Genomic DNA, 14,617 nt, shown 5'->3' on the forward strand with positions numbered 1-14,617 from the left:
CTAATTAAAATAACTGATCACTTCCAGAGCCGCAGAACGTGCATTTTCGAGTGTCTCGTTCACCGACATGGGGCAGGCGCAACTTCCTGCCAGAAAAACTCCAGGCTGGGCACTTAGATTTCGCTCAGCATGCTCGCTGTTTGCCTGCATAAATCCATGCACATTGGCATCTATTACACCATTCTTTTTTAAAGGAATAGTAAGTGCACTGGCTTCCATGCCTACCATTAAGAGCAGCATATCTACATCCATTCTCAGCGGGCGGCCCGAAAGGGTGTCTTCCGCCTTAATCTGCAGGCTTTTGTCTTGTCTTTCTGAAGCCTCCGACAGGCGTCCGCGTATAAACTGTATTTTATGCTGCATTTGTGCTTTCAGGTATAAATCGTCGAAGCGAAGACCGTTTAGGCGCAGGTCCATATAGAAACAGAAAATTTCACAATCGGGTAGTCGCTTGTTTAGTTCAATCGCCTGTTTGATACTGGTAATGCAGCATACTTTTGAACAATAGGTATTACCCGATTTTGCATCGCGAGACCCTACGCAATGCACAATAGCAATGCGCTTGGGCTTTTTACCCGAAGCCGTTGTTATCTCCCGATTGTGCTTGAGTATTTGTTCGAGATCGACAGAAGTAATTACGTTTTCGAAAAGCCCATAGCCATACTCTTCCTTCCGGGTAGCATCAAAGGGTTTAAAGCCAGAGCCGATTACCACACCATCCGCGCTCACACTCAATTCATTCCCTGCCTTCACCACAAAGTTGTCTTTGTTTTTTTCTATTGCTGTGATTTCGGTATTGTAAATGGTTTTTACCTGATACTTCATAAGGTTTGCATTTTGCTTTGCAAGTATTTCCTGAGGATTAGCCAAATCAGGGAACAGACTGCTCCATTGGGTTAAATGTCCTCCTGTTTTATCGTTTTTTTCGATAAGGGTGACTTTAAACCCCGAACGAGCCAGATGAATGGAAGTTTCCATGCCGGCAATTCCGGCACCAATTACAGCAATATGTTTTCTGGTATTCATATCTAAACATTTAAGCATCCGCTAAAAGCAGGGCGTTTGGTAATTTCACCTTCTATGCCGGAGTATTTTTTGGTTCGATTGTATCGAATGCCAATTTTATCCAAAAAGGGCTCTGCGTTCACCTGATGAAATTGTAAGCCTATCTGCCAGGGGTCGTACCCCAGCATCAGCCCGGCAAGTTCTTCATAGGTAAATACAGGTATGCCATCTGATGTACCCGAATAGGTTTTGCCTTCGAGCTGGGCAAGCGTATATTGCCAACGGTCTAGAAACAGGTTACATCCCGGACAATTGGTGATAATGGCATCGGGTCTGTAAGGCTCCATACTTTCGAATTTCTTTTTCGAATTGCTAAGCGAATAGCTCCGGTTGCTTTGTACCAGGTATTGCCTGAAACCAAATCCGCAGCAGTGCCTCCGTTCGGGATAATCTACCGGAGTGCCCCCCAAAGCCTCTACCAAACCTGTGAGTACTTTTGGAAACTCTGCTCCACCGATGCCCTTTTCAGGAAACATCTTGGCATAGTGGCATCCAATGTGATCAACAATTTTGAGAGGTTCGCCTGTTTGATGGTTTACCAGTTTGTATTTCGACTGGTTGGCAATTTCGTGCCTGTATTTATACACAAGGTCGCTGGCATGCACAATGTTTTGTGGTAACTGAAATTCGCGACCTGTAGCTTTCTTCAAAAAGTGCGCAGCTTTTTCCATTTCTTCCGGAAATTCTTTCCAGGTTTCGAGTATTTCGGTATAAATACCAAAAGAGGTAATGCACGATACCACTGCCGATTGATAACCCTTCTCACTCATAAGCGAAAAATGCCGGGCGGCGATGGTTTGCAAGGTTGTAAAAGAAACTACATCGGAATGATATCCTATGCCTGCGCAAGTAGTATGGCTGGCATCGTCGCAAAGATCCTTTTGAAGATTATTTCGCAGAATTTTAACAAGGGTTTCTTCGGCTCCGGGAAAAAAATTCTGCCGTATACAACTGCGTAAATAGTAATAGTGGTCGTCGGCTATTTCTTTTGAGAACTTATTCCAGTTTCGGGTGGTTGGTTGTGCTATTTTCATTTGCTCAGTTCCTCCTCTACAAATTTTTTATATGCCACCATGTCGGCTTCTCCTTCTGCGTTAGTAAGCCCTAAACTGATGGCCCTTTGCCTGCTGAATTCGTCGATGGCATTAAAAAAATCCAACCCGCCGGTAAGTTCAAAAATTTTATCCAGTTCAGCCTTTGCTTCATCAGAGATTTTTCTCAAAACGCCAGGACCATCGCCATCGAGGTTGGCACCTACACTGGCATATACCTGAGCACGATTTTCAAAAATCCATTCCCATACCGGTCCTTGCTCGGGATGCGTGGCCGGCAACACTTTTGAGGGGTGGATGCAATAACCAAACTCGAGAATATTGGCGCCGATGGAGTTTTTAATCAGGTATTGCTGCCGCCCTTTTACACTTTCTGTAAAAGCCCCTGTTTCCTGCGACAAGGTACGCAAAGCACTAATAAGCAGGCCCGGACAATTGCCTCTTGGGCAACGGGGTTTACACGACATGCACTGTCCGCAATGCCAGATAGAATCGCCAGCAAGAAGTTCGCTGGTTTTTTGTTCGTCGCCCGACTGTACGGCAAGGACAATGCTTCGGGGATCGTATTCGAAGAATTCGGCTGCCGGACAAATGGCGGTGCATATTCCGCAATTCATGCATGCCTTCAAACCTTCGGCAAAACGTACGTCATTGGCCAGACGCTCAAGAAGAGATTTGGACATTGAGTTGGCTGGATTGATTCACCTACGAAGTAAATCTGTTCCATGAATAAAACCAACCGTTTAAAAACCTAAACCAAAGCTTGCGCTTTTATACTTATTAAGTAGGTTTAAAAACGTATGCGGGATTCATGGAACTTATATCTCTACGATGCCTTTTTTGATGGCGAACATCACCAATCCGGCAGTGTTCTTTGATTCTGTCTTCAGCAAAAGATTCTCGCGGTGCTTGTCTACCGTGCGTTTGCTAATAAACAACTGGTTAGCAATCTCTTGGTTAGAGAAGCCTTTGCAAATTAAATATAGAATTTCTTCTTCCCTGTCGGAGAGTTCTGAGGAACGATGGTGATGCTGTTTTCGGTTGAGGTGCCGTAGAAGGCCACTCATAATTTCCTGCGAGAAATAGTTTTTACCTTCTGTTACACTCTTTATTGCTTGCGCAATATCAGTAATGCCAGAGTTTTTCAAAATAAATCCTTTCACACCTGCCTCAATCATTTTGGTATAATAGTCTTCGTCGGAATACATCGATAGCGCTATGATCTGTAATCCGGGATTGATCTTGAGCGCTTTACGGGTGGCCTCAATACCGTTCATTTCGGGCATATCGATGTCCATAAACACCACATCGGGCAAAATACCTTTTTCTATAAGACTTAAAAACTCGCGACCATTTGCAGCTTCATTGACTTCGCCGATGCCGGCAATACTTTTAAGTAATAGTTTTAATCCTTCCCGGAACAAGGTATGGTCGTCGACCAATATTACAGACAAATCTTTCATGGTATCATAATTTCAGCCTTGACACTCATTCCCTGACCTGGTTTGGATTGCACAGTATAGTTCCCATTTAGCGAATGAATGCGTGAATGTATGTTCGAGTAGCCTAAACCTGTATGATCGGAAGGTAATCTATCGGCATTAAACCCCACTCCGTCGTCACTGTATTCGAGGCAAAGTCGTTGACCATGAAGCACAATTTCAATAGTAATATTTTTTGCCCTGGCATGACGGATGGTGTTTGATATAAGCTCGCAAACCACACGATAGAGTACTACTTCGATGTTGTAACCAAAGCGTTTGTCGGCAATGTTGCTTTGCAGGTGAATCGCAGGCCCATCGGTCATTTTTAAGGCATTGACAAATGACTTGATGGCCTTAAGTACGCCAAAATTATTCAGAATATGCGGGCTGAGTTTATTGGAAATATCTTTGAGCGTGGTAATGGATTCGTCGACAAGCTTTTCAGCTGCGGTGAGCTCCTTTTGAATATTCTCTTTTTTGTAAAGACTAGTGGATATTGCCATTTTTACTGCTGACAACAAGGGGCCAAGTCCATCGTGAAGTTCCTTGGCAAAATGCTGTCTTTCTTTTTCTTCGGTTTTGATAATGGCCGACAGCACCCTCGATTCGCTCTGTTTCTTCAACTCGTCGATACGTTTTTGAATATTAAAAATTCGACGAATAAATAAAAGACTTATGAGCATAAAAAGCGAAATCAATACCGCCAGCCAACTATTTAGCATGCTGGTGATGAGACGACTTTCGGAATTGTAGACCTGCAATACCTCCACCACACGACGGAAGGCCATCAACAGAAAACCTGCCGAAATAAGCCACCAGGCAATGTTGGTGCGGGTGCGTCGTACCAGACTGATGGCAATAATGGCAGCACTGAATTGCAGAATCACAGAAATTATGAGGGCAACTTTTATGTACACGAGGATGATTTTGTTCAAAAATAATCAATAAACTCATTCACTGGTGCAAAGCCAAACACATCGCTGCTGCTGAACTAAAAAAAGAGCGCCGGGCTTTTACCCGGCGCTCCTTGCAAACTATAGAAAAATTACAACCTAATTCACGATAAATCGTTTTGTGACAATTTCGTTGCCTGATATCAGTCGAAGAATATACATTCCACTATTCCAGCCCGACACATCGATTTTTTCGGTTTCTGCACCACTTGTATTGATTACATACACTCTGCTACCAGTGAGGTTGATAACCTCCAGGCGATTAAAAGATTGTGCATTTTTGATAAAAAGCAGATCACTTACCGGAAGAGGATACAAACTAACTTCATCTTCACTTTTCTGAGAAACACCATTAGCCTGTTTTTCAAATGTTACCGAGTATGTCTTTGTTGTTTCGCCATCTTCGGCGGTTACCGCAATGGTAGTTACACCGGGTAGGCTCACGGCATTGGTAAGCACGGCGGTGGCACTCTGGTCGGCCAGTTCGTAGGTCACTACCGGCACTTGAGTGGCACTATAGGCTACCAGGCTGGTATAATTCAACTGGTCCTTGTCGAAGCCTTCGATGTTCACACCATCCACTTTAATGAAATTCAGGTCTGCCACCGTAGAAGGAGGAATGACTGGGAACAGCTCCACTACATCGGCTTTATACCTTGGGAAGAGTTGAGCAGTGCTGAAATATTTACCTGCTATGCCGGTTACCGAAGCGCTGTCGGGAATGGCAGTTCCGGTAAGGTCTGTATTGTAAAAATCTACCCGGAAAATGGTAGTATCAGTACCTAAGTAAATATCGTAGTTGGTGCCATTGGCAAAATTAGCCCCTGCATTTTCAAATTGAACGGGTGCAATGCGAATTAACTCCGATTCGTATTGAGCCAGGTTGTTCTTAAATTCAGAAATGCTAATGGTCTGCACCGATATGCTATTCTGGGTAGAGCTTGCAGCTCCAGGATCTACAAGAGGAACCAATTCCACCACATCGCGGTATGAAGTAATGGTTCCAACCAGGTTGGTAATGCCATCGCCTTCGCTGTAAGACGTTGTGATAATTCCACTAGGATCGTATACCAAAATTCCGGCGGTATTATCCTGAAGGTACTTTTTATTCTGAAACGACATTTGAGCTGTTAAGACTACTTCTCCTGTAATGCGGAAGGTGGCGCCGCTTCCCAGGTATGAACGGAATTCAGCAAGGTTAGCCACATCGATGATATATTCACTTACAAGGATTTTCCATTCCTGAACCAAACCATTTTCTGCTGTAACCGCAATCAAGGTTGTGTCGGCAGTGAAATCTGTGATTGTTCCTGAAGTCGGTACAGAGGTAGCGCCCGGGCTTAATACCAGTTGAGGCACCAGCGAGTCGCGTTCTGTTCCATATTGCAGTAACACTTCGATGATATGGTTGGTGGTATCGATAATAGGATCTGCAGCCTCTTCAGCAAAACTAATATCCAGAATGTCATTCTCTGTAAGAGCGCTAGCAGCCTGGGTGATATAGATTGTCCAAACTGCAGCCGTTACACCATCTTCAGCCGTAATGGTAATGGTGGAAGACAGAGTAGAAAAATCGATGGAATCGCCAGAAGCAGGCATCGAGCTAGCTCCTTCCGACAAGGTAAACACAGGATAAAGACTGTCGAGTTGAGCACTGAAAATTACATGACAACGAATCGAGTCTCCCTCAGGATAAATATCGGTTAAGGAGCTAATACCTGGTATGCTAAAAGTGAGCACTTCGGCAGCAGAACTGGCAATAGGAGTTGGCAATCCGAGGTTGCCAAAAGTGTTCTGCGGAAATACTTTCCACTCAGAATCGTCGGCATTGGTACCTGCAGAAAGGCTCCAATCGCTGTTTCCTGTAGTTACCGAAACTTTGCGTAATAAGGTGTGATTATAGGTAGCCTCGGAAACTCCTGCTACAGCCCAGCCATTGCCCGGATCACTAGTGGGTATACCTATTATATCAATATCCACCCAACTGGTTCCGCCATCGAAACTGTGTTGCAGCGCACGGGCATCGTCACCTGTAAAATGAACTACACTGGGATAACTTAATACTTCCTGCGCCATTGCTGTATCATAATAAGCAGCAGAAACTTCGTTGGCCGCTATTACCCAAACCTGGCCAGGAGCAATATAGGCATTGGCCGGAAAAGTGTGATAGTATGACCAGCCACCACCATTAGAGGATTGGGCAATACGGTAGTCGGCTAGTGACACGGTGTCGGCTGTGGGGTTTAAGATTTCAAGAGCCTTATTGTTGCTGCTTCCTTCGATGTATTCGCTAAAAAACAACTCCTGGCTCAGGGTGGTGATATTCCAAACTGTATCGCTTAAAAGCTGAAAAGCGTTGTTTTGCTTGTCGGTTACTGCTCCTTCTGATATCAGAACATAATAGGAAGTAGCAGACTCAAAAGACTGGTTGGGAATAAAATTCAATCCGGACGAAATGGAATTGCCCGCTGTAACATGACTGACCCAAACACTGTCTGTAGCTACATTCAATACATCGAAAAGCGTGCTGTCTGGTCTGCGGTAAATCATGATACTGTCGTTGGAACCTTCGAGCACATATTCGTTAAACTCTATGCGGAATGTTTCATTTCCAGTTATCACACTGTTGTTCTGTGGGAACAAACTGGTATAAACAGGCGATTGGTTGTCGAGCAAGAAATATAAATTGGTGTCGGATGTAAAGGTAGGATCGATGGCATCGGCCAGGTAAACCTGTATGGAATCGAAATAGCTAAAGCTCTGTGGCAATATTACAGGAACACTGTCGAGGCTTGCAGAAAAATTATTTCCTGCCTTTACAAAGCTACTCACGAGGGGGTTGTAATACCAAAATGCCACACTGTCGATAAGAGTTGCTTCGAACTCGAACCAGCTGGTATCGCTTAAAGTAAGAGTAGCCTCATTCAAAGGCTCTAATAAGTTTAAGGTGCGGGCTAACAGAGTAGTAACTTCAACCAAACTAACCGATGACTGGGTGTTTAAACCGGCTGCATTGTCTTCGGCCACCACGTAAACGTCATAAGAAGTACCGTGTGCCAGGTCTGTAACTATAACAGTAGTATCGGTGGCAATATTGTTTACATGCAAAGTATCGCCTGCTTTTACTGTGGCAACATCCGGAGCAGGGCTTCCATTGGCCAACACCACATAAAATACCTTTCCGGCTTCATTCATGCGCACATTTAAATTGAATTTATTATCGGCCACAGCAGAGGCATTGGGGTATCCGGCATCAAACACAGAGGCCAGGGTATCTACACCAATAGTTTGATTGGCGTTCACACTTCCAAGAGAAGCGGTAACTCTCCCTACCCAGGTAAGGCCTGAATAAGCGGTATCGTAGCCTACAAGTTGCAGGGAAGTTCCAACAGGTTCTGTAGTGATCTGGCTCACACCAATGTCGGTGCTGGTAACACCGATGGCTGGGCCTGCTGTGGCGGCAAAGCTTCCCTCGTAGCTTAAAAACTGGATTAAAGCACCGTTATAGCTTAGTGCTAAGCCATCGGGTGCTCCATTTTGTAAGCCATTGGAAGGATACACGATACTGAACAGATAAAAATCGCCCACAGTATCTCCTACTGTAAAAGTTGAGACTGTATCGGAACCATACACTACACCTCCGGAGCCATTGTATTTGGTAATAACAAGCAAACCAAGGTCGAGCGTGTCGGCTCTTTTCACTAAAATTTCCACCGATTCGTTTACATCAGTTCCGTCATTATCGTAGTGCAATTCATTGATCCAGGCATTCACCACCTGGCTTTTACCTTCGGGCAGAAAGGCAAAAAAGAAAAAGAAGATAAGAATTAAGTAATAATTTTTCATAAAGGTTTTTTTTAATCAACAATATAATAATCCTTGCATAGAATCAGGGTTTGAAAATCTATTCAAGAAGCAGTGCAATTTATGGCATCGTTTTTACAGGTATGTTTCCTCCATTTGAAAATTACTTTTCAAATTGAAGGTAAAAGTAAGACTCCTTTAAATCAAAGGAATCCAGCGCTTTTTGAGAAGTATAAAAGTAGAAAAGGAAGCTTGCACAAAAAGAATGTATTGAGAAATCCTGCCTGATCAATGACTCATATTAATTTGATATTAAGCCAACTTAATGAAAGTGAAATGCATTTACAGCTATGGCTGCAAGAGAATCACAGAAGGAATTACTCCCATTTGGATTTGCTATTTTTCTCATAATAATTTAAAGTTTGATTAAGGAATTGAGGCATATCGTGATGTTATAGAGGAAAAATACAAAATATTTTGACCAGAACACAAGATAAGAATTGAAAAAAAATCAATCTAGTAATGTAGAATTTTTACTGGCGGATTAGAGAGGCATGGGATGCTTTTAAGCAATTTCGATACCCAGCGGGTAAGCATTTGCAATGCACACCACCACCATTATGCTAGTTGTGAAGGTTAATCACATTCGAAATATTCGAATTGATACCAGTAAGCAAAAAAAAGGTGCCCTAATGATATATTAAAAAGACTATTTTTTTTGAAATATTACACATAAGCTAATTCCTCTTTCTTCGCATGAAATAATATCGGGATTATAATAACATTTCATTTTAATGTAAAGAGTTTTTACAAAAGGTATGTTAAATATAATTTGTTGATAGATGGCCTTGATTTTCTTCGGTTTTTTCGATTTAACAATCAACTCCCAATTTTCATTAAAAATAGGAGTCGGTAAACCACTTTCTCTGATTTTGTTCACCTTGTGCAGATGGTAATTTCTTTTATAGTATTTCGAAAAATTTATAAACGAAGCATTTGCATTTAGTTGTTTTGCAATATAAACCATCGATTCTTCGCTAAACCACCAGCAGTGTACTGGAGGCAAGTCTGTGTCCCAAACAATATCTGAAGGTAAAAGGGATTTGTTTGGTGTAGTTAGAATTATTTGCCCATTTGGTTTAAGTATTTTCATTATTGTTTCAAGAAAACCAATTGGAGTTTCAACATGCTCAATCACTTCAGTCAGAATTACAACATCATACGAGTTAACATTCGTTTTGGCATATTCGAATAAATCCTGACAAATATAATATTCACCAAAATTATCATTCGCCTGATTCACTGCTTCTTGCGAAATATCTAAGCCGTAAATATTATAGTTATCTTTTCTTAACGAATAGGTTAAGTAACCTAACCCACAACCTATTTCTATTATTCTGGTGGATTGTTTGTTTTTCACTACCTGTTTCAGTGCACTTTGTATCCCCCAGTAAGAAACTTCAGAAAAAGCCAAATAGTTCAATGGATTTGAGCGATTCTTCACGGTACGAAAATATTCCCAATAACGATTATAACCAGGCACGGCATCGCCTTTGTGATAGATAACTTCATAAATTTTGCCGGCATCCGTACGAGGCAATGAAAATGATGTATTACAATTCTTACAAGTATAGATTTCAAACTGCATACCTACTTGATATCCGGGAAATGCATTATGCTTCAATTCTGTTATACTATTACATAACAGACAATTAACTTTCTGAATATTTTGCATACATTTTCTCCTTAATTTATATAAGTCTAATCAATAAAATGGTTTGAATATTTTAATGCTACCTGGAAAGAACCGGCAGCATAATGAGGTCATAATTTTAAAAAGTGCTGTATCCACTAGCTTTAAAGAAAACTACCGCAAAGTAATTGAAAATATCCGGAATGATCAATGAAAAAGAAAAATCCGAAAACCGTGTATTTAGCATTTGAGTAAACTGTCCGAATACCTGCGGATAATTCCGAAAAATATTTCTATTCAGATGCTTTCTGAATGTTTTTTTAAGAGTTTACACAGTTAAACTATTCGATTGAATTCCTATAACACAAGCTAAAGCCTCGCTAGTGGTTGAAAATTCCTTTTACTCTATCGCTTGGAATAGATATTTCTCCGTGTTTTCTATAAAATCCTTCAGGTCGATTACTTTTCCATAAGCGCCATTTTTAATTGTGGCAAGGGTACTTGCATGCACATCGTTGGCTTTTACTGTTATCTCTGCAAATTTAAGGTCGCGTGTGGCACATGCATCCTGTACAACCACACACTCAAATCCAAAATCATGGGCTGCTCGCACGGCAGCTTCCAAACACATGTGCGTTTGCATGCCAATTACCACAAGGCGCTGAATGTGGTTGCTTTTCAAATAGTCCAGCAATTCGGTATTCTGAAAACTATTGACTTCTTCCTTGGTAATCACTTTCTCAGTGGAAATGGGTTCGACGTTCTTATGAATTTCAGCTCCCATCTCTGATTGATGACGTACATGCACTACCAATTGATTGTTTTCTCTAAAGGTATGCAGGATTTGCTTAGCATTCAAACTGGCCTGTTCAGCATTCACCAAACCAGGACCATTACCCGGAAAATAGAAATTCTGAATGTCTACTATCAACAAGGCTGTTTTAAAGCTATCGCTTTTTTCCTGGGAATAAAGAGAATACTGGAAGATCACCACGAAAACGGATAAGGATAGGATTCTATTCATGTTATTCAATTTTTGTTCAACATGCATGAGGAAACTTTCTATACGAATATAATTATTAAAACTAACTGTTTAATACACTATTGTTGTGGTGTTTTCTGCCCATGGCCTTCACATGAAAAAAATAGATTCAATTAAGCATGCAGTAAAGCAATGGTAAGCTTGAAAGTTTTGGTGCGATTGGAAAATACCGTTTGATTCGATGAGAACCCACGATAATCAGCGTGAGTTACTCCATTTTTAAGAATGAAAATGCCAATTATGTGTTCTGGTAAGTCGTAAATATTGGCGGCATCCGGGGAATAGTCTTCACTAAGCACAGAACCGTCTTCTGTAATAGAATCGGTAAGGGTGAGAAAAAACTCAGGGCGAGGCTTCTCATCGAAACTATCCATGCTTCTGTTGTATGCCGAACCATTCCAGTTAAGATAAACCATGTTTCCTTTTTCAAGCAAAATATCGCGAATCGTTAAAGCTCTTTTCGAAACAGAGGCTCCTAATCCAACAATACTGTTGTCTGGAATGGTATCGTATATGAACTTTCGTAAACTTCTTTCACTGTCAATTAACACGGTATTAAAACCTTTGGAACGGAGGGTTTTCTCCATTCTTTGCCACGAATGTTCGAGGTTAAGTTGAAGGCTGGATTTTTGTCCCATAATGCAAAATGATTTTCATACAAATAAAAGAACGAAATATGATAAATGTCAATTTCCTGAAGTATAAAAATTCCCTTCTGGGGTAAAGGATGTCATTTGGGGATGAAATCTTCGTATTTGGGTTGAATGGTAGAATTGACTAAAATTCAATTTTAGAGCTATGAATCAAAATCAGTATGCGTGAATTAGAAAGAAATTATCGTAAAAAATATGTTTAATGCGATAAATCCTTATTTTTGTTCCTCTTCGAACCAACGCAACCCGTAAATGTTCATTTGGGAAAAGGAAATTCCAGGCTATTTAATACAAAAAAGCATAGTAGTGAGAACTACTATTTTTACGGGTATCTTTGCGCTTGCCTTCATTAATATCTATTTTCCATTTGGTATGGACCGCTGGGCCAAACAGGTAGGTCCTCAGGTAAATGAACTGCAGCTTCTATTTTATTCCAGTATGGTAATTCTTACAGGCATGCTGGTTATTGTGCTAAGTCGCATATTGATGGTTCGTTACGGGCGCAGGCAAAAAATCAACTATTCCTTGTACAGCGTTTGGATTTTTCTCGAAATAATCAGTATGGCTGCAGTATATGCAATTCTCGGAAAATTCGTACTCCACGATCCGCGCAAATTTTATGACATAGCGTTCTTAACCTTGAAGAATACCACGCTCATTCTACTGCTGCCATATACTGTTTTATGGTTGTATTTTGCCTACAAAGAAAAAACCAAACAGCTGGAGTTACTATCCTCTGCAGCAACGCATAAAACTCCCTCCGATAAGATGATTCCGTTTTACGATGAGAACGGAAAACTAAAACTTTCCATACAGCTCGATGATTTGCTCTTTCTGGAGGCATCAGACAATTATGTATCGATTAATTACATACACAATCAAAAGATTTCGAAATACATGGTGCGAAACACACTAAAAAATCTGGAACCTAAACTTCAGAATTTTGACATCGTGCGTTGCCACCGATCCTTTCTAATAAACTTTAACAAGGTGAAGATACTGAAACGAGAAAAAGATGGTTTGTACCTCGAATTAAATGCTCCGAATAATCCTACGCTACCGGTATCGAAAACCTATATTTCGAGCATTATCGATTCATTCTCCGATTTTTCTGCCTAGTAATCTCAGTATTATCGAAGTACAGGTCTTGAAAAAACGATCCACTACTTTTATTGCAAACAATTATTCCGGCAAAAAAAAAGCCCGATAGTATTCTATCAGGCTCTTGCGGTGAGGGGGGGATTCGAACCCCCGGTACAGTTACCCGTACGTCAGTTTAGCAAACTGGTGGTTTCAGCCACTCACCCACCTCACCTTGGGCATGCACAGCTTTTTGCAAAGCGTGTGCAAAAGTAAAAAAACAGCTTGTATTACCAAAAATTATTTAGCAAAAAGCTGAATCTATTTCTTTTTAGTTTTATCGCCACTTCCACTTCCGCCGGCAATGGAATCGCGCATGCTTGTATCGGCCTCAATGTTGCGCAGGCGATAATAATCCATTATACCGAGGTTACCACTACGGAAAGCTTCAGCCATAGCTTTAGGAATCTCCGCTTCGGCTTCGATCACTTTGGCACGGGCTTCCTGAGCCTTCGCCTTCATCTCTTGTTCGAGTGCTACGGCCATGGCTCTGCGCTCCTCGGCTTTGGCCTGGGCTATATTTTTATCGGCATTGGCCTGATCCATTTGAAGCACAGCACCAATGTTTTTTCCTATATCGATATCAGCAATGTCAATCGAAAGTATTTCAAATGCAGTTCCGGCATCTAATCCCTTATCCAGCACAACCCTCGAAATGGAGTCGGGGTTTTCAAGCACTGCCTTGTGCGAATGGGATGAACCAATGGACGAAACAATTCCTTCACCCACACGAGCCAACACTGTATCTTCCCCGGCACCACCCACCAATTGTTTGATGTTGGCACGCACAGTAACCCTTGCCTTACAAATTAACTGAATACCATCTTTGGCAACCGCCGTTACCGGAGGAGTGTCGATTACTTTAGGGTTTACCGACATTTTCACAGCTTCAAGTACGTCGCGCCCTGCCAGGTCAATGGCAGTTGCAGCTTTAAAATCCAAAGTAATATTGGCTTTGTCAGCGGAAATAAGCGCCCGTACAACCATTTGCACATTACCACCTGCAAGATAGTGAGCCTCCAGCTCATCACGTACCAGCTTTAAGCCTGCTTTGGAGGAGTTGATCAAAGCGTTGAGAATAATTCCGGGAGGAACCTTACGGATTCGCATTCCAATCAGTTGACCAATTGGAACATACACACGTGCAAACACCGCACTAAACCATAATCCCAATGGAATAAAATAAAAGAAAAGCCACAACACAGTGATGATGGCAATAATAATTAAAACATAAAGACCAAGTCCAGCTCCATCCATTTTAGTAGTTATTTAGGTTCAACAAATATTTTATTTTTTTCAGTATGCACAATCACCACATCGACATTGGAATCGATGTACCCTCCCATCGATCGGGCTTCAATAATCATATCATGTATCATCACCTTGCCAATGGGCGCAAGGCGCGATATACTTTTTCCAATTTCGCCCACCTTAAACTGATCGGAACCAGCTGTTTCGATATGACTGTCGATACTTGTGCTTAATCCCATTCTTTGCCATGTTTTTGTCTTAAATGCAAGCACAAATAAGATTACAATTAAAGCAGTTGTTGCCAGCATAATATAATGGCCATCGGGTGTGCCATGAAAAATATATCCTGAAACTACTCCACCAATAATTAAAGCTGTACCTGCAATGCCAGCAATGGTTACACCAGGAATAACAAGAAACTCTATAAGGAGCAATACAATTCCAATGAGTATAAGGATGATTATAACGCTTATTGCCATA

12 protein-coding genes and 1 tRNA gene are annotated in these 14,617 nt (G+C 41.5%); 1 reads left to right on the forward strand and 12 read right to left on the reverse strand.

Translation table 11 applies throughout. The features are described from left to right. The 9 genes from IPM71_02880 to IPM71_02920 all read right to left on the reverse strand — a co-directional run bounded on the left by IPM71_02880 (position 1) and on the right by IPM71_02920 (position 11,731). Complete coding sequence (locus IPM71_02880; protein ID QQS51687.1) at positions 1-1,026, reverse strand: CoB--CoM heterodisulfide reductase iron-sulfur subunit A family protein; 1,026 nt, start codon at positions 1,024-1,026, stop codon at positions 1-3. A 2-nt stretch (positions 1,027-1,028) separates the two neighbouring features. After that, positions 1,029-2,099, reverse strand: a complete 1,071-nt coding sequence (locus IPM71_02885) for a heterodisulfide reductase subunit B (protein ID QQS51688.1) — start codon at positions 2,097-2,099, stop codon at positions 1,029-1,031. Further along, on the reverse strand, positions 2,096-2,800 hold the full coding sequence (locus IPM71_02890) for a 4Fe-4S dicluster domain-containing protein (GenBank protein ID QQS51689.1): 705 nt from the start codon (positions 2,798-2,800) through the stop codon (positions 2,096-2,098). The genes IPM71_02885 and IPM71_02890 overlap by 4 nt, the downstream gene beginning before the upstream one ends. 135 nt (positions 2,801-2,935) lie before the next feature. Continuing rightward, complete coding sequence (locus tag IPM71_02895; protein QQS51690.1) at positions 2,936-3,580, reverse strand: response regulator transcription factor; 645 nt, start codon at positions 3,578-3,580, stop codon at positions 2,936-2,938. Continuing rightward, positions 3,577-4,518, reverse strand: a complete 942-nt coding sequence (locus IPM71_02900; GenBank protein ID QQS51691.1) for a sensor histidine kinase — start codon at positions 4,516-4,518, stop codon at positions 3,577-3,579. The genes IPM71_02895 and IPM71_02900 overlap by 4 nt, the downstream gene beginning before the upstream one ends. A gap of 135 nt (positions 4,519-4,653) precedes the next feature. Further along, the gene (locus IPM71_02905) at positions 4,654-8,400 is read right to left on the reverse strand and encodes a T9SS type A sorting domain-containing protein (GenBank protein ID QQS51692.1); all 3,747 of its coding nucleotides are present in this window, start codon (positions 8,398-8,400) and stop codon (positions 4,654-4,656) included. 667 nt (positions 8,401-9,067) lie between these two features. Next, the gene (locus IPM71_02910) at positions 9,068-10,093 is read right to left on the reverse strand and encodes a methyltransferase domain-containing protein (protein QQS51693.1); all 1,026 of its coding nucleotides are present in this window, start codon (positions 10,091-10,093) and stop codon (positions 9,068-9,070) included. Between the two features lie 358 nt (positions 10,094-10,451). Then, positions 10,452-11,075: a cysteine hydrolase gene (locus IPM71_02915; GenBank protein ID QQS51694.1), complete on the reverse strand. Its 624-nt coding sequence runs from the start codon at positions 11,073-11,075 to the stop codon at positions 10,452-10,454. Positions 11,076-11,206: 131 nt separating this feature from the next. After that, positions 11,207-11,731 carry a hypothetical protein gene (locus tag IPM71_02920; GenBank protein QQS51695.1) on the reverse strand — a complete coding sequence of 175 codons (525 nt, stop codon included), beginning with the start codon at positions 11,729-11,731 and terminating at the stop codon, positions 11,207-11,209. Between the two features lie 321 nt (positions 11,732-12,052). Between IPM71_02920 and IPM71_02925 the strand changes: the two genes are divergently transcribed. After that, complete coding sequence (locus IPM71_02925; GenBank protein ID QQS51696.1) at positions 12,053-12,865, forward strand: LytTR family transcriptional regulator; 813 nt, start codon at positions 12,053-12,055, stop codon at positions 12,863-12,865. A gap of 109 nt (positions 12,866-12,974) precedes the next feature. On the opposite strand, the gene IPM71_02930 is transcribed toward IPM71_02925, so the two are convergent. The 3 genes from IPM71_02930 to IPM71_02940 form a co-directional block, all read right to left on the reverse strand. Further along, positions 12,975-13,061 (reverse strand) — tRNA-Ser (locus tag IPM71_02930). 86 nt (positions 13,062-13,147) lie between these two features. Beyond that, on the reverse strand, positions 13,148-14,143 hold the full coding sequence (floA, locus tag IPM71_02935; protein ID QQS51697.1) for a flotillin-like protein FloA: 996 nt from the start codon (positions 14,141-14,143) through the stop codon (positions 13,148-13,150). Positions 14,144-14,151: 8 nt separating this feature from the next. Beyond that, complete coding sequence (locus tag IPM71_02940; GenBank protein ID QQS51698.1) at positions 14,152-14,616, reverse strand: NfeD family protein; 465 nt, start codon at positions 14,614-14,616, stop codon at positions 14,152-14,154. Position 14,617 lies beyond the last annotated feature (1 nt).

Source organism: Bacteroidota bacterium (assembly GCA_016699695.1).
Classification (GTDB): Bacteria; Bacteroidota; Bacteroidia; order Bacteroidales; family UBA10428; genus UBA10428.

Bases quoted from the DNA above. Each gene is read 5' to 3' on its own strand.
- IPM71_02905 (QQS51692.1), bottom strand. From the start codon at position 8,400: ATGAAAAATTATTACTTAATTCTTATCTTCTTTTTCTTTTTTGCCTTT.
- IPM71_02885 (QQS51688.1), bottom strand. From the start codon at position 2,099: ATGAAAATAGCACAACCAACCACCCGAAACTGGAATAAGTTCTCAAAA.
- floA (QQS51697.1), bottom strand. From the start codon at position 14,143: ATGGATGGAGCTGGACTTGGTCTTTATGTTTTAATTATTATTGCCATC.
- IPM71_02910 (QQS51693.1), bottom strand. From the start codon at position 10,093: ATGCAAAATATTCAGAAAGTTAATTGTCTGTTATGTAATAGTATAACA.
- IPM71_02915 (QQS51694.1), bottom strand. From the start codon at position 11,075: ATGAATAGAATCCTATCCTTATCCGTTTTCGTGGTGATCTTCCAGTAT.
- IPM71_02940 (QQS51698.1), bottom strand. From the start codon at position 14,616: ATGGCAATAAGCGTTATAATCATCCTTATACTCATTGGAATTGTATTG.
- IPM71_02880 (QQS51687.1), bottom strand. From the start codon at position 1,026: ATGAATACCAGAAAACATATTGCTGTAATTGGTGCCGGAATTGCCGGC.
- IPM71_02895 (QQS51690.1), bottom strand. From the start codon at position 3,580: ATGAAAGATTTGTCTGTAATATTGGTCGACGACCATACCTTGTTCCGG.
- IPM71_02920 (QQS51695.1), bottom strand. From the start codon at position 11,731: ATGGGACAAAAATCCAGCCTTCAACTTAACCTCGAACATTCGTGGCAA.
- IPM71_02890 (QQS51689.1), bottom strand. From the start codon at position 2,800: ATGTCCAAATCTCTTCTTGAGCGTCTGGCCAATGACGTACGTTTTGCC.